Raw genomic sequence first — 20,390 nt, forward strand, 5'->3', positions numbered from 1 at the left:
GCTGTGTTAGCGGTCTTTCTCTGTATGTGTTAGCGCAGCCTGTGCGGCGGCCAGCCGTGCCACAGGTACGCGGAATGGCGAGCAGCTGACATAATCGAGTCCAACCTGGTTACAGAACTCAATGCTATCGGGATCTCCACCATGTTCACCGCAGATGCCCAGTTCGATGTCGGGATTAGCCTTGCGGCCTTTCTCTACGGCCATGGCGACCAACTGACCAACACCATCACGGTCCAGGGTTTGGAATGGATTGAGGGGCAAGATTTTTACTTTGTCCTTCAAGCCAGGCTCTTCCAGACCTTCGACGTATTTGAGCAGGAATTTGCCTTCGGCGTCGTCACGGCTATAGCCGAAGGTGGTCTGTGTCAGGTCATTGGTGCCGAAACTAAAGAAGTCTGCAACCGGAGCGATCTGGTCGGCGGTCAGGGCGGCGCGGGGCAGCTCGATCATGGTGCCGAACTTATAATCAATTGGTCGTCCGGCTTCTTGAGCGATCTCTTTGGCGACGCTTTCTAACTGACGACGTACTTCTTTTAATTCGTTGACGTGTCCAACGAGCGGAATCATGATCTTCGGATGCAGTTTCTTGCCGGCTTTCTCCAATTCGGCGGCCGCACCTAAAATGGCACGTGTCTGCATGACGTTGATCTCAGGGAAGAGCAAGCCCAGTCGGCAACCACGCAGACCAAGCATTGGATTCATCTCGCGCATGGAGCCAACGGCCTCTAACAACTGGCGTTTCTCGGCCAGTTCAGCGTCATGGCCGCCCTGAGTCTCCAGGCGGGTTACATCGACCAGCAGTTCTTCGTATGAAGGCAGGAACTCGTGCAAAGGGGGATCGATCAGACGGATTACAACTGGATAGCCCTCGTTGTTCTCTGGATCAACCATGGCTTCGAAGATACCCTTGAAGTCGCTCTGCTGGAATGGCAGTAGTTGATCGAGCGCGGTCTGGCGCTCTTCTTTGGACTTGGCCAGAATCATCTTTTGAACGATTGGTAGGCGCTCCTGCTCCATGAACATATGCTCGGTTCGGCAGAGGCCGATACCTTCAGCACCAAAGGTGATGGCACGTTTCGCATCACGAGGATAGTCGGCATTGGCCCACACACCCAGTTTACGGAATCCATCAGCCCAACTCAGCAGCTTCTTAAGATCGGTCTCTTTATCGAAGTCGGCATCCATGGTCTTGATGATACCTGCGAAAACTTCACCGGTCGCACCATCGATTGAGATGTCATCACCTTCTTTAATTACCAGATCAGAGCCAATCACTCGGAAGAGATGCTGCTCTTCGCTGACACGAATACCTTCACAACCAGCGACGCAGGGGAGTCCCAGACCACGCGCAACCACGGCAGCATGACTGGTGGCACCACCACGGGCGGTCAGGATACCTTTAGCGACCAGCATACCGTGAACATCATCAGGACTGGTCTCTGGGCGTACCAGTACGACTGGTGTGCCAGCTTTGCCTAACGCTTCGGCGCGGGTAGCGTCAAAGATGGCTTTACCGTAGGCGGCTCCAGGAGAGGCATTCAGGCCTTTAGCCAGTAGGCGACCCTCTTGCTCTGCCCGTCTCTTCTCCGAATCATCGAAGCGAGGTAGCAATAGCTGATAGACCTGGGAGGGCTCGACACGCTTGACCGCCTCTTCGGAACTAATCAAGCCTTCTTCAACCATATCGACCGCAACCTTTACGGCGGCACCAGCATTGCGTTTACCCGAACGGGTCTGCAACATATAGAGTTTGCCCTGCTCAACAGTAAACTCAAGATCCTGCATATCGCGATAATGCTTCTCAAGCCGCTGCGCAATCTCTTGGAACTGCTGATACACCTCTGGCAGGTCCTGTTCCAGCTTACTGATCGGTGATGGTGTGCGGATACCCGCAACCACATCTTCTCCCTGGGCATTGAGGAGATATTCACCATACAGCTTCTTTTCGCCGGTAGCAGGATTACGGGTGAAGGCAACACCTGTGCCGCTATTCTCACCCATATTACCGAATACCATGCTTTGAACATTGACGCCCGTACCAAGTGTGTGGGGGATCTTATTGAAATTACGGTAGTCAATGGCGCGCTTATTGTTCCAGGAAGAGAACACGGCCTCGATAGCTTTGTGCAACTGTTGATAGACATCGGTGGGGAAAGGTTGACCAGAGGCACGCTCGGCGATAGCTTTGAACTCGGTCACCAGCTGCTTCAGATTGGCGGCAGGAATTTCCGCATCGGTCTTGACGCCAGCTTCTTCTTTGTAGCGTTCAAGGACCGCTTCAAAATCCTGAGGATTGGTATCGAGCACAATTTTGCTGAACATCTGGATAAAGCGCCGGTAGGCGTCATAAGCAAAGCGCTCATCGCCGGTCAACTTCACCAAACCCAGCACGGTCTCATCATTGATACCCAGATTTAGGACGGTGTCCATCATGCCAGGCATAGAAAACTTTGCTCCGGAACGAACGGAGACGAGGAGGGGATTCTCCTTTGAGCCGAAGCCTTTGCCTGTTTGCTTTTCAACGATGGCCAGGGCCGCCTTTGCCTGTTCCCATACGCCATCAGGGAATTGCTGATTATTATCGTAGTAACCGTTACATGCTTCTGTCGTAATGGTAAACCCGGGGGGTACTGGAAGTCCGGCGTTGGTCATCTCTGCCACACCTGCGCCTTTGCCACCTAGCAATTCGCGCATGCTTGCGTTGCCTTCACTAAAGAGGTAAACCCATTTGCGAGGAGAACGTTTGACTGCTTCATCCAACTCTGAATGGGTAATCTGCTGTGTCATGTAAACTTCCTCCGACTCATGTTGTGGGGTAACGAACGCGTAAAGGTCCATCCTTCGCCGTTACAGGAAGAAATAATGCTTATACGTTGAGCACAATTGATCGGGCCCAGCGTAGGACTTTACGAGCGCTTTGCACATAGCCACTAGCCTGCTCCGCATTAATGACCTCATCGGCCTCCTCCGGAGGGGTATCCATGTAAAAATCTTCCGGATGAAAGGGTGTCAGGCGTTCTAACTCGCTTAAAATCTCGTCAGGAGCGCCAACGTGCGATCCAAGGGCACGCAAATCATGATCATAGGTTGTGCGACGCCCAAAACGCAGCAAGCTGACCGCTTGTGTTGCCTTTTCTGCTGCCTGATTGCAAAAATCCACGCAGGCAAAGTGTCGTCCCAGACCTAATTCAACTGCAGCTGTAGCCATATCCTGAGCACCTTCTGCAAAAAGCCCTAATGCACCCTGAATATCGCTACCCAGGTGATTGGAGGATTCTGCTTCATCTGGTTCTACTTGGGATATTGCCTCATAGGAATCGGAATTATTTACAGACGAGGGTTGCAATGTGAGACCATATAAAAGCTGCTGCTCTATATCATCTTCATTGTATTCATCTGACGTGCCATGGTTGTTATCCTGCATTTGTGACATGATGGTGTGATCCTTTTACGCGACTGGTAAGATGGGTCTATGCGCTGCATACTGCTTAGCACTAATCAGCTATCCTGCACATAGTATTCCTAAGTGCAGGGTCGTGTCAATGCTTTTGCAATGTGTAGATTGTCTATCCTTTCCTGTTCCTCTCTGATATTTAGTCAACACGTACCTAAAATTTGTTCTATTAAATGCTCTCCAGGCCGGCTTCTCACCGCGATTGAGCCGGGCATGCATGGAGCTGGCTGCTGCATCCATTCTGTAACCTGATACGTGTAAAAAAGGAACACTAAAGCTGTATTTGGCTGAAATATGTAGATAACATGCTTTACGTCATTTCAAGATGAAGATCTAATTAAAATAAAAATAGTAAGATGAGTACACTTAAGGAGATAAATATGACACCGGTGGAACGAACAACAGCGGTTGGCGTTTTTTCTGAACAAGCGTTAGCAGAACAGGCCATGTCCCAGCTCCAGAGGGCTGGTTTTACAGATGAGCAGATTGGTTTTATTGTGCGGTCGCCGCAGAGTGATGGCGCAATGGCTGATGATAGTGGTACCGCAGGCGCATCCGCAGCGACTGGCGCTGTCAGTGGCGGTGTGATTGGTGGTATTCTTGGGGCTGTTACCTCGCTATTGATTCCAGGTATTGGACCAGTAATTGCCACCGGTATTCTTGTAACCACACTTGGTGGCATTGCTCTTGGTGCCCTGGCTGGTGGACTGGCTGGATCATTGATGCATCTTGGCGTTCCTGAGCACGAGGCCCGCTATTATGAGGATCAGTTGAACTCTGGCCGTTCAATTATCACAGTTAATGCCCCCGGACGTTATGAAGAGGCCTTGAGCATTCTGCGTCAGACTGGTGCCTATGATGCTGAAGTACGCAACGATGCCCCCGATACTGACACCTATGTGGCTGATAATAACGCTGCTACCAGCGAACCAGTGGTCTATCCTGCGGGTCTGGCTGGCATCAGTGGTCCTGACGGCACGATCAATCCAGGTCTGCCTCCTGCCGCTGCCTTTCCGGTTGCCCCTGTGGCCAGCACCAATGAACTGAGTGGTCGTTCATTAGACGAGCCTGTTTATAGCCCTGAGGAAGTCACCACTACCAAACAGAATCTTAGTGAACTGCGCGCAGAAAATCGCCGCCTGGCTGAAGAACAGCGTAGCGATTCTACGCAGCAAGCCTCGGATCCTTACGCCGATCCTGAGAATGACGACACCGTCGTTATGCCCGCAGCCCGTCGTCCACAAACAGCAACCGCAGACGCTCGTACCGCGACCACCGCGCCAGATGTATATGGTCCTGTGCCTGCGCCCGCGCGTTCAGCTTTTACCAATACTCCCGACACATATGCCGCACAGCGTCAGCCAACAGAAGATTACACGACAGATCCTTATAACAACAATCGCTAATCTGTATACAGAAGAAGAGACAAAAACACCTCTCGTTTTGCGCGAGAGGTGTTTTTGTCTCTTCTTTATAAACATAGTGTGTACGAATGAAAATATTGAGCTACTCTTACGTGGAATATGAATAGAGAAAAAGCTGATCGTTATGCGCTATTTTCAGGGAGAATGTGGCCGATATGTTCAATTTACTGGTTATTGCTGGTATACTACTCATACCAAATGTGGATATCAGTTCAAAAAATATTCGCGCGCGAGAGAAAGTATATCCAGGCATGACAGTGGAAAAATCGGTTAACCAGTCACAGCCCGGCAACACAAGTGATGAGGCTGCTTTAATACAATTGTATGAACAGTTTCGCCGGCCTATTCACTCTTATATTTATCGTTTGCTAGGAAGTCAAGAAGATGCCGATGATGTAACGCAAGAGGTATTTATGCGCGTCTTCACTTCCTGGAATGGTCTGTACGAACGGGACAATCTCTCTGCATGGCTCTATCGCATTGCCACCAATTTATGCGTTGATATCTTGCGCAAGCGTAAACGTATATCCTGGTGGTCGTTAGGGACGCGTTCACGGCAGGATGATCCTTATAGCGATAATGCCTCACAGGAGGATTTTACTTTTTTTCTGGCTGATAATGGCGGTATTCCTGAGATTGCTGAGCGTGAGTTGATTCGTCAAACCCTATCAAACCTGCCCGAAGAATATGCTGCCGTGCTGATATTAAGCGCTGCTCAGGGCGTACCATATCAGGAGATTGCAACAATTGTGGGTATCTCGCCAAATGCGGCCGCTACTCGTATTTCACGTGCTAAAAAAATGTTTGCAAAACAGTATCAACGTATTAGTAAAGATGGTGTTGGCAAACGGAGCAGTAAATAGATATGAGCAACACCAACGATAGAAATAACATATCAAATAATAGTATCTCAGACCGGTCGCGGTCCCAGGATCTGCCGCCTTTGCCACCTATCGGTGCCACGGGACCTGAGGTTTGTGCCATTGTGCGTTTATATCTGGCTGTCTGGCATGATCTGCCCTCGGCGCAAAGGCAGGTTGTCTACCGTCACGTGCAGTCCTGCGCACAGTGTCAGGACGAACTGCGTGTCTTACAGCGTTCCACCCAGATGGTACAAAGTTTGCCTGCCTCAGAGCCATCAGCGCAGTTGGATCAGGCGATTCTGGCAACCATTCGAGCGCGCAGCCAGACTGCAAACAGGCCTGGATTAACGGCTTTCCCAGCACGTAGGGCAAAAAGTCGCACGCGGCGGCCTTTAGGCCTGATCGGAGGGTTGGCTGCGGCCGCCATCGTGATTGTGGCGCTGGTAATTTCGGCCTCCATGTTTATGAATCAGCGCTTGCAGGCGTTTGCATTGCCTGCAGACCTATCCTGGAATAGCTATGTACTCCTCTCCACACAGAACCTGACCAATGCAAAAGGAGAACATTATAAAGTCGTCGCCTATCATCAGATGCAAGAAAATGTGATCAATGTAGAGACCATGATGGATGGGAAGTTGGATGTTGTGGTCGTCAAAGATCAGCAGAAGGCCCTCGGGCTCGATATGATGCATCATGTTGCTCAGTGGGACGCACAATCCTGGGTAGATGACTCAACGTACTTTGATCTGACCCGTTTACGCCATGATCTTAGTACTGGTAGTGCCGTCTATCTAGGCAAAGATCAATTCCAGGGCAAAGACGTCTATCGCATTCGTTATGCCGATGGCCATATACTTCTCCTGGATATGGACTACATGCCAGTCAACGTTGTGCCGCCCCATGAGGATGATCATGCTCCTATGTATGCAAGCATCCAATGGTTACAACCATCAAAAGTGCCCGACTCAATGTGGAATATGCAAGTCCCAGCCGATTTTCGCATGGGACATTTGCCCCGCCATCCCTGAATTATAATCTTCTTCATACTACTAGTTTTAGTATATGTGGCAAAAAATGTGCACCGCACATTTTTTGCCACATATACTAAAACTAGTAAGTTCCCGTCCGGGAACGAGTGTGGCTACTCGACATAAGCACAGTCGCGATAGCAAACAACCCCCACTGATATTTCATCCCCATTCTGGGGTACAATAAGAGAGACGATTGTTTTTCGTCTATCAGGCCTTTCCCCAGTTTTTGATTCACAGCGTTGTGAAAGTATTAAGAGGAGAAAAATGATGTCCGATCATATCCCTGTTATTGTCGGAGCGGCGAGGACGCCGACCGGAAAATTTCTAAGCTCTCTTGCCAGTTTTACGGCACCCCAACTGGGTTCCCTTGCAATAAAAGAGGCGGTACGGCGCTCTGGTATCGAGACCACGGCCATTGATGAAGTCATCATGGGAAATGTTGTCTCGGCTGGAGTAGGCCAATCTCCCGCGCGTCAGGCAGCCTTACACGCCGATCTGCCTGTGGATATTCCTGCCTTTACCATCAATAAAGTGTGCGGCTCAGGACTGAAAGCGGTTATGCTGGCGGCCCAGGCTATTCGGGCTGGTGATGCCCAGGCTTTTGTTGCGGGCGGCATGGAGAGCATGAGTAATGCCCCATATCTCCTGCCAAATGCTCGTACAGGCTATCGCATGGGTGATGGTAAAATTGTTGATAGCGTTGTGCATGATGGCCTCTGGTGTGCCTTTGAAAATATCCATATGGGTAATGAGGCTGAGATTATCGCTGAAAAGTTTGGCGTTACGCGTGAAGAGCAGGATCAGTTTTCCTTGCAGAGCCATCAACGCGCGGCTGCGGCCACGGCAGCAGGCTATTTTAAGGACGAGATTGTTCCCGTGGAGGTCAAGCAGAAGAAAGGCACGCTTCTGATAGAGACAGACGAGCCGATCCGTGGCGATTCCTCGATGGATGCGCTGGCCAGACTGATGCCCGCCTTTCAGGCTGGTGGCACAGTTACGGCCGGCAATGCTCCAGGTCTGAGTGATGGCGCTTCGGCGACTGTGGTTGTTGCGCAGAACTTTGCCAGTGAGCGCGGACTTGAAGTGATGGCGCGTATCACTGGTTATGCTTCGGCGGCAATTACACCACGCTACATTTTTGCGGCCCCCCCACTTGCGGTAAAGCGTTTGCTTGATCGTACCGGTCAGCAGATCTCTGATTTCGATCTGATTGAGGTCAACGAAGCTTTTGCGGCCCAGGCTCTGGCCAATGGCAAAGAAATGGATTGGGATTGGTCACGTGTCAATGTCAATGGTGGAGCGATTGCGCTGGGTCATCCGATTGGTTCCAGTGGTTCTCGTGTGCTCACAACACTGATTTATGCGTTACGTCGCCGGGGCGGCGGACGAGGCCTGGCTACCCTCTGTCTGGGTGGTGGTGGTGCCGTCGCGCTTTCGGTCGAAGTTTAATGTCCATAGCTAGTGAGGAGAGCGATACCGAGCGATGAATGAGCAAAAGATAAGCGAGACTACCCCGCCTGATCTGCGACAAGGGACACTTTTTGATCCTGCGGAACTGGCTCGTCTGGAGACGGCCCGCAGTGATTGGGAGACGAATAGCATTCAGGCATCTGTCCGGCGTATTCCGGAGCGTGAGAACCTTGAGACTACCTCTGGTGTGCCGATTGAGCGATTATATATGCCCCAGGATATCGCGGGTCAGAACTACCTGCGTGATATTGGCCTGCCGGGCGAGTATCCTTTTACGCGTGGCGTACAGCCAACCATGTATCGTGCCAAGCCCTGGACAATGCGGATGTTTGCCGGCTTTGGTACGGCTGAAGATACCAATCAGCGCTTCAAATATCTCTTGCAGCAGGGACAGACAGGACTCTCGACTGCCTTTGATATGGCTACGCTTTATGGGTATGATACCGACCATCCTATGGCCGCAGGCGAGTTTGGGAAGTGTGGTGTCGCCATCTCATCGTTGGCCGACATGGAAGTACTCTTTGCTGATCTGCCCCTGGACAAGATTACCACCTCGATGACGATTAATAGTCCGGCGGCTGTGATCTGGGCCATGTATATCGTCAATGCTGAGAAGCGTGGCTATCCGATGGAGAAATTAGGCGGAACGTTGCAAAACGATATCCTCAAAGAGTATATTGCGCAGAAAGAATACCTCTTTCCACCTGAGCCTTCTTTGCGCCTGGTTATTGATACCATCGAATTTGGTTCGCGCCATATGCCGCGTTGGAATACTGTTAGTATCAGTGGCTATCATATCCGTGAAGCTGGAGCGACCGCGGTACAGGAACTGGCCTTTACCATTGCGGACGGCCTGGCCTATGTGGATGCCACGTTGGCGCGTGGTTTGAGCATTGATGAGTTTGCTCCACGCCTCTCCTTCTTCTTTGATGTCCACAATGATTTTCTAGAAGAAGTCGCTAAATTCCGGGCTGGCCGCCGACTCTGGGCTAAACTGATGCGCGAAAAATATGGTGCCAAAGATCCACGCTCCTGGATGATGCGCTGCCACGCGCAGACCGCGGGCGTTTCGCTCTCGGCCCAGCAGCCGGAGAATAATATTGTACGTACCACTATTCAGGCTCTGGCGGCCGTATTGGGTGGCACTAATTCACTGCATACCAACTCATTAGATGAAGCGCTGGCGCTGCCGACTGAAAAAGCGGCGCTGATCGCTCTGCGTACCCAGCAGATTATCGCCAATGAGAGCGGGGTCACCAATACCATCGATCCGCTGGCTGGCTCTTATGCCATTGAGGCTCTGACCAACCAGACCGAGCAGGCGGCCCAGAATTATCTGGACCGGATTGAGCAGTTAGGTGGCGTTCTGGCCTGTATCGAGAATGGCTTTTTCCAGCATGAAATTGCGGAATCAGCTTATCGCTACCAGCAGGAGGTTGATCGCCAGCAACGCAAGATCGTCGGTGTAAACTCATATCTGTTGGATGAAGAGGTGAAGGTGCCAACTTTGTATGTGGACTATGAAGGGCAGAAACGTCACCTGGAACGCCTGGAGCGCGTACGACGTGAGCGCGATCAGTCCGAGGTACAACGTGCGCTGGATGCCTTACATGCAGCCTGTGATCAGCATATCAATACCATGCCAGCCCTGCTGGATGCGGTACGTGCTTATGCTACACTGGGTGAAATCACTGACGTATTTCGGGCGGCCTTTGGCGAATATCTGGAACCAGCCGTTTTCTAATCATCCTGGCTTATGTCATACCAAAAGTAGGGTCTCTCTTTTCAGGAGGACCCTGCTCCTCTTTTCTTTTCAAGTGTAGGATATGGAGGGAGCTTAAATGCCAGGCGAACCATTACAAGGTCTGGTCAAGAAGTATATTTTGACCGGTGAAGAGCAAAAGCAGATTCGGCAGTTGGCCAGGATTTGTGAACGCCATGAGCAGCTACACATGCGTATCGAATGGGAACTATTGCCACAGCGCTCAGGTGCGATTGTCAGTGATTATTTATATTATGTGGATGGCACTCTGGCTGGTTATTTGTTGTTGGATAATCAAGGAGCTTCACAGAGTGAGCTTGTAGGCATGGTACATCCAGATTACCGTCGACAAGGGATTTTTAGCCGCTTAGTATCCGAGGCTGTCGAGCAGCGCCGCCAGCAAGGGAATCTTGCCATGATTGTAGTTTGTGAGCACAAATCACAATCTGGTCAGGCCTTTTTGCGGGCGCAGCACGCCAGACTCAGCGAATCAGAGCACGAGATGTTTCTGGTGCGTAATGTTCAGCGCAAAGGCTTTGATGAACGCCTGCAGGTACATAAAGCGGATCGTAGTGAAATTGAGAGCTTGAGCCTGGTCCAGGCTGAAAGCTTTCAAGATCCAATCGATGTCACGCGTCAGCGTATTTTGAATTGTTTGCAAAATCCTGAGCGTCCCTATTATCTGGCCGTCTTTGGTGATGAGGAACTGGGTTGCCGTGAACCGGTTGGTAGCTTCCGCTTAGACCGTGGAGAGGATGCTGATGGTATTTATGCTTTTGGCATACGTCCAGCTTATCAGGGCAGAGGCTATGGCCGCCAACTCTTAGAGGAAGCCATCGCAGTACTGCATGCGCGCAGCCAGAAAAGCATCATGATCGAAGTAGACGTTGAAAATACGCGCGCCATCAACCTGTATCAATCCTGTGGCTTTGTCATCCGCACCACGTACGATTATTACGTCCTCGACACATTTGTATAGTCGGTTGATTTGGACCTTGACATGTAAGTCTTTTCTTTCATATATTACTGTTATACGATGAATGAGCGTCTGTCTTTGTAGAAAAGTAGCGAAGAAAGTTCCAGGCACAATGCCTGTGAAAGGTTTGTCTGATCATGACTAATGTGTTTCGCCTTTTTCAAGAAGAAGATAAGTTTACTGATGAGTTGTTTGGCTTTATTACGGACCCTAATGCCGATAATCGTAATGAGCGGGCGATTGTTAGCGTCCTGCATGAGGTTGCGCCACAGATTGTTTCAGTGGCAGAGTGTATGATTATTGATGGTGTCGATGAGCGCCATTATGTAGCTGATTATGTCCATGCAGTGCTTAATGGTTATGGACTTGATGGTGAGAATCGTTAAATAGAAGCAGGACATCCTTTGATCAGCAGTGATCGGGCATGTCCTGCAGGCTTTTTGGTTGGCGGTTACTAAAAATAGCGTTTAGATTGAGGCTTCCAGTTCGTACATGACATTGGCGACGGTCGCCAGTGCGGCGGTTTCGGCGCGTAGAATGCGTTTTCCCAGGGTGACGATTGTGACGCCATGGCGCTTTGCCAGTTCGACCTCATCGGGGGTCAGGCCCCCTTCTGGACCGATAAAGATGACGACTGTTCGTGGCTCCTGTTTGTCCTGCCTCGCTGACCAGACCTGCTGCTCCTCTTGCAGAACCTCATGGAGACTTTTCCCGTGTTCTTCTTCCCAGGGCATAATTGCCAGCGCCCCGGGTGGAATATCTGTTAGTGTATGGATGAGTGGTCGGATGCGTTGTAGCTCCGGTACTTGCGTTCGGCCACATTGTTCGGTTGCTTCTTGAATGATACGTTCCCAGCGCTGTAGCTTTTTAGGGCCAGCCTCTTCCAGTCCTGCGATTGAACGGTGGCACAGGGTTGGCACAAATGTGGTCACGCCAAGCTCAGTTCCCTTCTCCAGAATGAATTCAAAGCGTGCCGATTTTAGTAAGCCCTGACAGAGGATAATATGCACCGCTGCTTCTGTGTGGCCGTCGCGCTGTTCTAGCACCTGAACCTCAACGCCTGTGCGACTACTCTGTGTGACACTGCAGAGGTATTCGGTGCCGCTATTGTCGAAGAGAAGCAGTTGTTCATCTACCATGAGGTGGAGCACATCGCGTACCTGATGAGCTATCTTGTCGGGTAAGGCGATGCTTTCTCCGGCTATGATCGCTGGCAGGTCAGACTTTCCAATGAAAAAGCGGTGCATGGTTTATGCTCGCTTTCGGTAGGTAAGGGCGAGCCAGTCGTCGATCCTGGTTTCTTCGACCAGTTCCAGGCCGGCCGCTAATAACGGACCTTCAGCATCGGGACGTCGGGCTTCGATGATACCACTGACGACCAGTAGGCCGTGTGGTGCGACAACCTGGGCCAGTTCTGGCGCGATTGAACCGATGATATGGGCGATGATATTCGCAAAGACCAGATCATAGTGATCGGCCTTCTTTTTAGCTTCAGTTTCGTCCAATACCCCCAGGACCACATCAATCTGCTCCTGTAGATCATTCATCTCGGTGTTAGCTCGCGTGCTCTCAACGGCAACGCTACTATTGTCGATGGCGTCGATATGGGCTGCGCCTAATTTTGCCGCGGCCAGTGCCAGGATACCCGAGCCGGTGCCTACATCCATGATGCGCATGCCGGGCTGTACCAGTTGCTCAACCCGTTCCAGGCACATACGAGTCGTAGGATGTACACCAGTACCAAAGGCCATGCCAGGATCCAGTGTGAGGACAACCTCATTGTCCTTTGGTGTATATTCGCGCCAGGATGGGCGGATCACCAGTCGCTGTCCAATATGGGTAACGTGATAATAGTCTTTCCATGCGTTCGCCCAATCTTCTTCATCGACCACACGGGAATGCAACTCTCCCACAAAATGGGCGCCCATGCTGGTAAAATGCCAGAGTCCGCGTGCGATCTCCTGTTTCTTTTCCTCTTCAGTACCATCTATGGGAAGATAGGCGTGTACCTGAACAGGCTGATTGACCAGAATACGGTATTCTTGCCCATCGTCGCTGAGTTCATAGGGCTCTTCAATTACTACACCATCGCGGGAATAGCCACTTAATAATTCACTGACTGATTCGACCGCTTCTGGATGTGTCTGTACGGTTAATTCCAACCACTGCATGACAACAACTTTCTACCTTTCGCGCTGATATGTCTGATGACAGCCATATTTTCGCAGCATAACTGTCTTCGGCGCCTTCTAGCATATCACAAGGGGGCAGTTGAGGAAACGTTTTGATTCAGATTGACCTGAGCAGATACTTCGTGCTATCATAGCCGAATATAGTTGGGTCAAAATAGGCGTTACGAGTAGTAGCCATTGATGGAAAATATAGTACCAGGTGTTTTGCAGCGTCTCCGTCCTGCCGATATTATTCGTATGGCAGGTTTAGCCGCGGCTTCATTAGGGCAAGAGTATAATCGTACCAGTACAATCCGGGGCACACAACGCCAGGGGGCACTATTGCGCGGTGTTGTGGAACTTCCTCAGGGGGCGGATACTCTGGTGCTTGCCTTTGATGAAGATGAAGCGAGCACGCAAGAACCTGCTGCAACAAGTTTACGTTCCTATGAGATTGAAGTTGAGCTGACAAACTCCACTTCCTGGAGAAGTTCCTGTTCCTGTGGGGGACAGGGCGCGTTGCTTTGTGCCCATGGAGCGGCCTTGTTGTATCGTTGGTTGGCGCAGCCGCAAGTATTTGAGTCGCTGGCAGATCCAACCACACCTCCCACTGCTTCCGAGATTCGTCCGCTTCGTGTTCCGACACCTGTTCCGTCTAATGGTAAGGCTGCGAAAATTCCTGTGGCTCCCAATTCTGAGCAGTCTGCTAATGTTGTGGTGCGTTATAGTGCGGACCTTAGCACGATCCTTGCACAGATTAGTCTGGGGGAATTGCGTGGTGTGGCCCGCGAGTATGAATTGGTTACGAATGGCCTTTCCCGGCAGCAACTGGCGGAGGCGGTGGTGGAGGCGATGCGGCAGCCTGAGGTTGTGCGCCGGGTTGCCTCTACTTTAGAGAAAGCACAGCGCCAATTGTTGGCCGCGCTGGCATTGACCGGTGGTATGGTCAGCGATGATGAGCTTAGAGGCCTGTTTGATCGCTTCTCCTTAGGCAAGCCCCCCCAATTGCAACGAGCCTTGCTGGCTTTACAGGGGAAGGCATTATTATTCCGTGTTAACGCATCTCCAGCAGATATTGGGACACGTCCGACTGGCAATAATACCTTGTTGGATATTGGTTGGTTTGTGCCAACGGAGATACGCAGCGCGTTACGTGTCTCTATTCCCACTACCGCCTTTGACGTATCAAAGGACGATGAGCGGTCTGGCCTGCCCCAGGTTCAGTTTGCTTGGCCATATCAAGTACTCTCCAATCTGCTGCTCGTCGCCCGGGCTTTAGATGGCTTGAAGATTGAGCCAGCCGATCCCTGGTCTCCACTTCATCCTCCCGATCTGCCAACCGCTATTACGACTGGTACCCTGCCGTCAGGTGAACATGTAGGACTGGCACCGTTGCCTCCTGATCTGCCTTCGGAGACACTGGTAGAAACTCTGCAGCAAACATTACCCTTTACCCGACATTTCTTGAATTTTGCTGTACAGGTACTGCTGCTGGCCGGCCTTCTGCAGAAGCCTCAGCGCCAGGATTTGCACCTGCGCGTCCTACCCGATGCGGCCCAACTTTTGCTGGGCTCAGTACATGCCAACGTGCTACAAGATCTTTTTAAGCTCTGGTTGCAATCCTCCTCGATGGGCGAGTTATCAACATTGCGAGATGAGGGCCTGCGTATCCTGTGTCGGATGACTCCATTGAATGTGCCAGTTTTACGGGCAGGTGAATTAGCTGAAGAGAATACTGAGGCGCGTCAAATTCTGCTGGCCTTGCTGGCGCAGGCGCCCGCACAACAGTGGATGCAATTCGCCGCCTTTGGTCGCTTCGTTTCGCGCTTAAATCCACTCTTCTTGCAGAGGCGCCAACGACTCTTGCCTACACCACATTGGTGGCTGGAAACAGACGGAGGCAAGCCATTGAAACCTACTTTGTTGGGTGATTGGCAGCGGGCCGAATTGCTGTATATCGAGCATTTGCTTAAGGGGCCTTTGTATTGGTGGGGACTCTGCGATGTGGCCTTGTCCACGCAAGGACGCCTGCTGGCCTTTCGGCTGACCGATCTCTCCGCCTGGTTGCTGCATGAAAGATTGCCGCTCAGCGTTGAGCAGCCAGTGCACAGCGAAGAGTCTACGGTAGCAGCGCTGAGTGTGCAAGAGGATGGTCAGATCTTGCTGGCCAGCACAGCCTATAACTGGCCCAATATTCAGCTTTTAGAGCAGTTTGCTGAATCCGTTGGCGTGCGAGAAGGGCGTCTCTGTTACCGCTTTACGCCACAAATTTTAAGTCAGGCTTTAAGCAAAGGACAGCGCGCCACACGTTTATTAGAAATGTTACGTATTTATCTTGATCCGTCCCCTGGGGAGCCGGGCGGCCAGTTACTGGCGCGGATAGAGCAATGGCTTGCCAGCTATGGACATATTCGCCTTTATACCGGCGTCACCATGTTGGAGACTGCGGATCTAGCTGTTATGCGTGAGTTATCGGCAACAACTTCTCTGGATGAACAGATTATTCGTCCCATTCATCCCACCTTGCTGGTATTGAAGAAAGCTGCCAATGAGCGTCTGAGTGAAGAGCTAAAGCGGCGCGATCACTCTCCACTGATACACGATGAGGAAGTTTATGGACCAGAATGATCTTGAGTTGTTGCAGAAGTTACCTTTGTATCATCTACAGGCGATGGTCAATACTCGCCATATCACGGTTGCTCCTCATGTGTTCCATGGACTTAGCTCCTCAACTGATTCAACTGCGACGGTTCCTACTCCTGTTGTGTTAGAAGTGGCCCACTATCTCTTCGATGCCACCTCGATTACAGATTTTCTAGCTGAATTGAGCGATTTAGAAATCCTGCTCTTGAAAGAACTTATCTCCTGTGGGGGGCGGGCCAATAGTCGGGATTTGGCATTGTATGTGCAAATTGCCGGCTTCATTGAGAGTGAGAAGAAGGACGCATCGACTGGATCCAGGCGCGAGGCTGCCTGGGGATCAGCGACTATCGTTCCTGTTGGATCTTCTCTACAGCATCCACAGTATCCTCCTGCTCATCCTCATGGTTTGTTTGAGCAAGCGGTTCGCCATCTGCTCTTATCAGGATTTGTCTTCTGGGGGAAGCAGACCCATTTTGTGGGACGTGATTATACCAGTGGCATCCATGATGGCGTGCTGATCGTGCCACAAATAATTATGAACGTGGTTCGGCGGCGCTGGCGCATGGAGCCAGGTGTTGCTTTGCCTGATAGCATCGAGCCGGATGAACATCTCCATGCTTTTCAGCGTAGTTTGTATCTCTACTGGTCATTTGTGCAGGCCCATGGCCATCTGGCATTAGTAAATAATGGCTTGCTGGCACGCACAGGTTTGCGGCAGCTTGCCGAACATATGGGGGTGTCTGCCGATGGTGAAGTGTTGCGCTCAGAGAACGATCAGCCGCGCCTCTTTTTCATTCGCCTTTTGCTTATGCAACTGGGCTTACTTGAGGTGAGGAAAAATCAACTGATTGCACGCCCGGCTGAAGAATTTTTTATGCTCACGATCATTGAGCGTGCGTCACGTTGTTATCGAATCTATATGGAGACCCGGTTCTGGAACGAGTTGATCTATCTGGCAGACATCAATGTGCGCCCCATCCCTGATCCTTTAACACCTGCTCATGAAGAAGTTGTACTGGCACGCCAGCAAGTCCTTGAGCGTATCCTGGTAGAGGAGCCGGAGAAATGGCATGATATGGCGACCTTTATTGCGCGTGCCAGGTTGCATGTACCCTATATCCTGTTTCCGCGCCATTATGGACCACGTGCTGAGCGCTATTCGCAGGGATGTAATCCATATGGCTGGGATTTCCGCTTGCGGCGTGGCTGGCTGACCCATCGTGAGGGTTGGCATATGGTGGAAGGTGGTTTTATTCGTGCTATGCTGACCGGACCACTAACCTGGATGGGATTATTACAGGATAATCAAGAACAACTGGCTTTTCAGTTTTCGCTCGTGTCTATCATACTGCTCCGTGGCCTGCCCATACACGAACCAATCCGGCCAGCTAATCGCCTGATTGTACAGCCGAATTTTGATCTACTGGTGCTGGCGCCAGCCTCTGAAGGCCTGTTAGTTACATTGGACCGTTTCGCTGACAGAATCAGTCTGGAGCATATTGCGCAATATCGGCTCTCCAAAGCCAGCGTGACACGCGCTATTCAGCATGGTGCCCATGCGGACCTGATCCTGCAAACCCTGGAAAGCGCGGTGGAAGGCGATATTCCACAAAACGTGCGCTATTCACTTGAGGAATGGGAACGGCAGGCGCGGCGCATCGAGATCTGGCCTGATGCAACCTTGATTGAAGTAGCGGACAGCTCTTTACTGGACTGCTTCTTTGCCGATAGTCATTTGCGTCCACTTTTTCGGCGTCGCCTGACCCCAAATCTGGCGGAAGTTATACCCTCTCAGTTAACCACTGTCCAGCAACTGCTCTGGCAACAGGATTATTTGCCCGCCCTATCAATGGCCCCCGAGCACGCCCTTATCTCCGAGCAGCCATTAACCGCCCATGATCCTCAATGGACATTACAGCCGGACGGCACGTTAGAAGCTGTCTACACTGTACTAGATTTCTACATACTGACAGAAGCCATCCTGTTCTGTGAACAAGATCCCACGAGTGGAGGTCTACGCGTGACCGCCGCATCTCTTCAGAGAGCACTTCAGCAAGGAATAGCGTTGGAGCAGATCATTCGTTTCCTACAGCACTATTGTTATGATGGTATTCCCGGTGCTTTTCTGATCAAGTTAAAGTTATGGGGAGGTGGTTATGCCGATACGCCACACATCTATGTTGAGCAAACCCCATTATTGCGACTCTCCGCCGACATCCTCAAAGACCTCCAGTCCGATAGCGAAGTCGCCCCATTACTAGGTTCCGAAATCATAGATGGACAACGCCTTGTCCACGTCTCCACAGACAACCTCGCCCAGCTACTCTCAATATTACAGCAACGTGGCTTTCCCCCAACTACTGAAGCATAAATCCTCACCCTTTATAGCATCCATGGGTGGCATGCATTTTTTTGTAGCAGCACGTGCCCAATAGGAGTCTCTCCCCGAGGAATGCAACGTAGCTGCGACCCTCAGCGGTCGCTTGCCACCCGCCGCAGCGTGGTGGCCTGGTATCCGGCCGGTTTGGCTGCCTCACCGTTGTCACCTCGACTAGAGAGGGGACCCCTGCGATACGCTCAGGCGGACGTTCCTTTTGGGCACCACGTGAGGCAACGATTCAGCCTGGAAGGAACAGGATCGCGGGAAACCGGGCCACCACGCTGCGGCGGGTGGCAAACGGCCGCTGAGGGCCGTAACTACGGGAACGTGGTCGTGATGAGGGGAAGGATCGCTAGGGAATGGTTTTCCTTCTTATGTCTGAGCTTGCAAAAAAATGAAGTGCGCCCAGTATTGATGAGGTCAGAGTATAGGCTTCGCCCATACTCTGACCTCATCAATATTAAAAAGGCCGGGCGCTTCAGGCGCCCGAGTCCGGCCACCGCCACCACCCCCAAAAAACTCATAAGCAAAACGGTTGACAAACAATAAGAGATATGATATCTTATCCCTACAAACGTGATGCATTCATTACAAAATGCAATTGCGGGAGTGGCTCAGTGGTAGAGCACTTCCTTGCCAAGGAAGATGTCGCGGGTTCGAATCCCGTCTCCCGCTCCCCCTTTTATTCAGGCGACGTAGCCAAGTGGTAAGGCACGGCTCTGCAAAAGCTGCACCAGCGGTTCGAGTCCGCTCGTCGCCTCCAGGTGAGACGTGGTAAACTAACTACCACGTCTCTTTTTTTTAGCAACCATCTGGAAATCCACCTATGCGTGAACAACGTAGTTATCCCACCGAAGCAATTATTCTAAAACACACCGATCTGGGCGAAGCCGATCGGATACTGACGCTGCTTACTCCTTATAAAGGCAAGATTCGTGCTCTGGCTAAAGGATCACGCCGGCCGGGTAGTAAAAAAGCCGGGCATCTGGAAATACTCTGTTATAGCCAGTTGCAGCTTGCTGTGGGCAGAAATCTAGATATTGTGACACAGGCGCAGGCCAAAGAAAACTACTTCCATTTGCGCACCGATCTCTGGTATATGACGTGTGGCTTCTATCTGGCCGAGCTCGTGGATCGCTTTGTTGAGGAGAACGCGCAGCAGCACGATGTCTATAATCTATTGCTGACAGCTTTACGCGTTTTAGACGTGGATGCCACCGAGGTACAGCGGCGGCGCGCGGCAGGTGAAGCACCCTCACCAAAGGATCAGGATCGTTCACGTCTGCTACTGCGCTATTTCGAAATCTATCTACTTTCATATATTGGTTATGAGCCGGTACTCAGGCAATGTGCGCATTGTGGCGCGGAACTCAAGCCTGAAGAAAATGGCTTTACACCCGCACTTGGGGGCGCCCTGTGCCCTAATTGCTCCCATCTCTGGTCCCAGGCACTTTCCATGAATGCGCTCAAAGTGTTACGCCTCTTGCAACGGACCGAATGGGCAAAGGTTCCCAATCTGCACCTGGATCTTCGTCTCCAGGCAGAAATCGAAGCCGCCACACATGGGCTGATCCGTTTCCACCTGGAGCGTGACCTGAAGTCCTGGAGTTTCCTTGAGACGCTTAACGCACCACGCTAACTAAGCACCTTATGGCTGTAGATAAGCGCGCCCGTATCATCATAAAGTTCAGCCAGGATTGGCAGGTTGATGGGCTGCTCACTTATAAAGAGGACCAGGCCATTCTCCACTTGATCTTCGATAATGGTGCCATTTTTTGCAACCAGGCGTACGCGTGCGACATGCCGATCATGGTCGGCGACCAGACCGCCAGCATAGAAATGATCCGGCATACCGCCACCGCCCAGGTTGACCCATGCCTGTTCCATCACAGGACCTGGAGTGCTGCCCATGCTGCCATCTCCCGCGGCTCCACGGAATTGCCAGAGTTCCTGTGCATCCTGCTCCACATAGCAGGTAAAGTAAATTTCGTGCCCTTGCTCATTCTCAAAAACAACAATATAGGCTTTACGCCCGGGTAGAGAACGCTCTTTCAGAAATTGCAGTGTTTTGTTTTTTGTTTCTTGTACACTCTCGTTCAGATTTCCAGCTGGAATCTTGTCGGTGCGCGAGACCAGTAAACGTGTTAGCCGATTTATGATCTCCTGTTTGGGATCTTGATGTGCCATAAATAACCTCATCCTCGCTAGGCAATTGG

15 protein-coding genes and 2 tRNA genes are annotated in these 20,390 nt (G+C 51.3%); 12 read left to right on the plus strand and 5 right to left on the minus strand.

What is annotated here, in order from left to right:
• Positions 1-6 precede the first annotated feature (6 nt).
• Together ppdK and EL633_RS12295 are read right to left on the minus strand one after the other, a co-directional pair.
• On the minus strand, positions 7-2,787 hold the full coding sequence (gene ppdK, locus EL633_RS12290; RefSeq protein WP_126627460.1) for a pyruvate, phosphate dikinase: 2,781 nt from the start codon (positions 2,785-2,787) through the stop codon (positions 7-9).
• A 79-nt stretch (positions 2,788-2,866) separates the two neighbouring features.
• Complete coding sequence (locus tag EL633_RS12295; RefSeq protein WP_126627461.1) at positions 2,867-3,433, minus strand: HEPN domain-containing protein; 567 nt, start codon at positions 3,431-3,433, stop codon at positions 2,867-2,869.
• A 401-nt stretch (positions 3,434-3,834) separates the two neighbouring features.
• Between EL633_RS12295 and EL633_RS12300 the strand changes: the two genes are divergently transcribed.
• The 7 genes from EL633_RS12300 (at position 3,835) to EL633_RS12330 (ending at position 11,366) form a co-directional block, all read left to right on the plus strand.
• Positions 3,835-4,860 (plus strand): hypothetical protein, encoded by a 1,026-nt coding sequence (locus tag EL633_RS12300; protein WP_126627462.1) that lies wholly within the window; start codon positions 3,835-3,837, stop codon positions 4,858-4,860.
• A 173-nt stretch (positions 4,861-5,033) separates the two neighbouring features.
• Complete coding sequence (locus EL633_RS12305; RefSeq protein WP_126627463.1) at positions 5,034-5,741, plus strand: RNA polymerase sigma factor; 708 nt, start codon at positions 5,034-5,036, stop codon at positions 5,739-5,741.
• 2 nt (positions 5,742-5,743) lie between these two features.
• On the plus strand, positions 5,744-6,769 hold the full coding sequence (locus EL633_RS12310; protein ID WP_126627464.1) for an anti-sigma factor family protein: 1,026 nt from the start codon (positions 5,744-5,746) through the stop codon (positions 6,767-6,769).
• A gap of 267 nt (positions 6,770-7,036) precedes the next feature.
• On the plus strand, positions 7,037-8,221 hold the full coding sequence (locus EL633_RS12315; protein ID WP_126627465.1) for an acetyl-CoA C-acetyltransferase: 1,185 nt from the start codon (positions 7,037-7,039) through the stop codon (positions 8,219-8,221).
• A gap of 34 nt (positions 8,222-8,255) precedes the next feature.
• Positions 8,256-9,986: an acyl-CoA mutase large subunit family protein gene (locus EL633_RS12320; RefSeq protein WP_126627466.1), complete on the plus strand. Its 1,731-nt coding sequence runs from the start codon at positions 8,256-8,258 to the stop codon at positions 9,984-9,986.
• A gap of 97 nt (positions 9,987-10,083) precedes the next feature.
• Positions 10,084-10,983 carry a GNAT family N-acetyltransferase gene (locus EL633_RS12325; protein ID WP_126627467.1) on the plus strand — a complete coding sequence of 300 codons (900 nt, stop codon included), beginning with the start codon at positions 10,084-10,086 and terminating at the stop codon, positions 10,981-10,983.
• Positions 10,984-11,117: 134 nt separating this feature from the next.
• On the plus strand, positions 11,118-11,366 hold the full coding sequence (locus EL633_RS12330) for a hypothetical protein (protein ID WP_126627468.1): 249 nt from the start codon (positions 11,118-11,120) through the stop codon (positions 11,364-11,366).
• An 81-nt stretch (positions 11,367-11,447) separates the two neighbouring features.
• Here EL633_RS12330 and EL633_RS12335 read toward each other — a convergent pair whose 3' ends face one another.
• Together EL633_RS12335 and prmA are read right to left on the minus strand one after the other, a co-directional pair.
• Positions 11,448-12,227, minus strand: a complete 780-nt coding sequence (locus EL633_RS12335) for a 16S rRNA (uracil(1498)-N(3))-methyltransferase (protein WP_126627469.1) — start codon at positions 12,225-12,227, stop codon at positions 11,448-11,450.
• A 3-nt stretch (positions 12,228-12,230) separates the two neighbouring features.
• The gene (prmA, locus tag EL633_RS12340; protein WP_126627470.1) at positions 12,231-13,151 is read right to left on the minus strand and encodes a 50S ribosomal protein L11 methyltransferase; all 921 of its coding nucleotides are present in this window, start codon (positions 13,149-13,151) and stop codon (positions 12,231-12,233) included.
• 201 nt (positions 13,152-13,352) lie between these two features.
• Here prmA and EL633_RS12345 point away from each other — a divergent pair, with 201 nt between their 5' ends.
• The 5 genes from EL633_RS12345 (at position 13,353) to recO (ending at position 19,813) form a co-directional block, all read left to right on the plus strand.
• Positions 13,353-15,779, plus strand: a complete 2,427-nt coding sequence (locus tag EL633_RS12345; RefSeq protein ID WP_126627471.1) for a helicase-associated domain-containing protein — start codon at positions 13,353-13,355, stop codon at positions 15,777-15,779.
• Positions 15,766-18,165 (plus strand): helicase-associated domain-containing protein, encoded by a 2,400-nt coding sequence (locus tag EL633_RS12350; protein ID WP_161982106.1) that lies wholly within the window; start codon positions 15,766-15,768, stop codon positions 18,163-18,165. Before EL633_RS12345 ends, EL633_RS12350 begins: the two co-directional genes overlap by 14 nt.
• A 612-nt stretch (positions 18,166-18,777) precedes the next feature.
• Positions 18,778-18,849, plus strand: a tRNA-Gly gene (locus tag EL633_RS12355).
• A 14-nt stretch (positions 18,850-18,863) separates the two neighbouring features.
• Positions 18,864-18,937, plus strand: a tRNA-Cys gene (locus EL633_RS12360).
• 63 nt (positions 18,938-19,000) lie between these two features.
• Positions 19,001-19,813: a DNA repair protein RecO gene (recO, locus tag EL633_RS12365; protein ID WP_126627473.1), complete on the plus strand. Its 813-nt coding sequence runs from the start codon at positions 19,001-19,003 to the stop codon at positions 19,811-19,813.
• On the opposite strand, the gene EL633_RS12370 is transcribed toward recO, so the two are convergent.
• On the minus strand, positions 19,810-20,361 hold the full coding sequence (locus EL633_RS12370) for a hypothetical protein (RefSeq protein WP_126627474.1): 552 nt from the start codon (positions 20,359-20,361) through the stop codon (positions 19,810-19,812). The genes recO and EL633_RS12370 overlap by 4 nt on opposite strands.
• Positions 20,362-20,390 lie beyond the last annotated feature (29 nt).

Origin of the sequence: Dictyobacter alpinus, assembly GCF_003967575.1 — a bacterium.
In the GTDB taxonomy this organism is placed as follows: Bacteria; Chloroflexota; Ktedonobacteria; order Ktedonobacterales; family Ktedonobacteraceae; genus Dictyobacter; species Dictyobacter alpinus.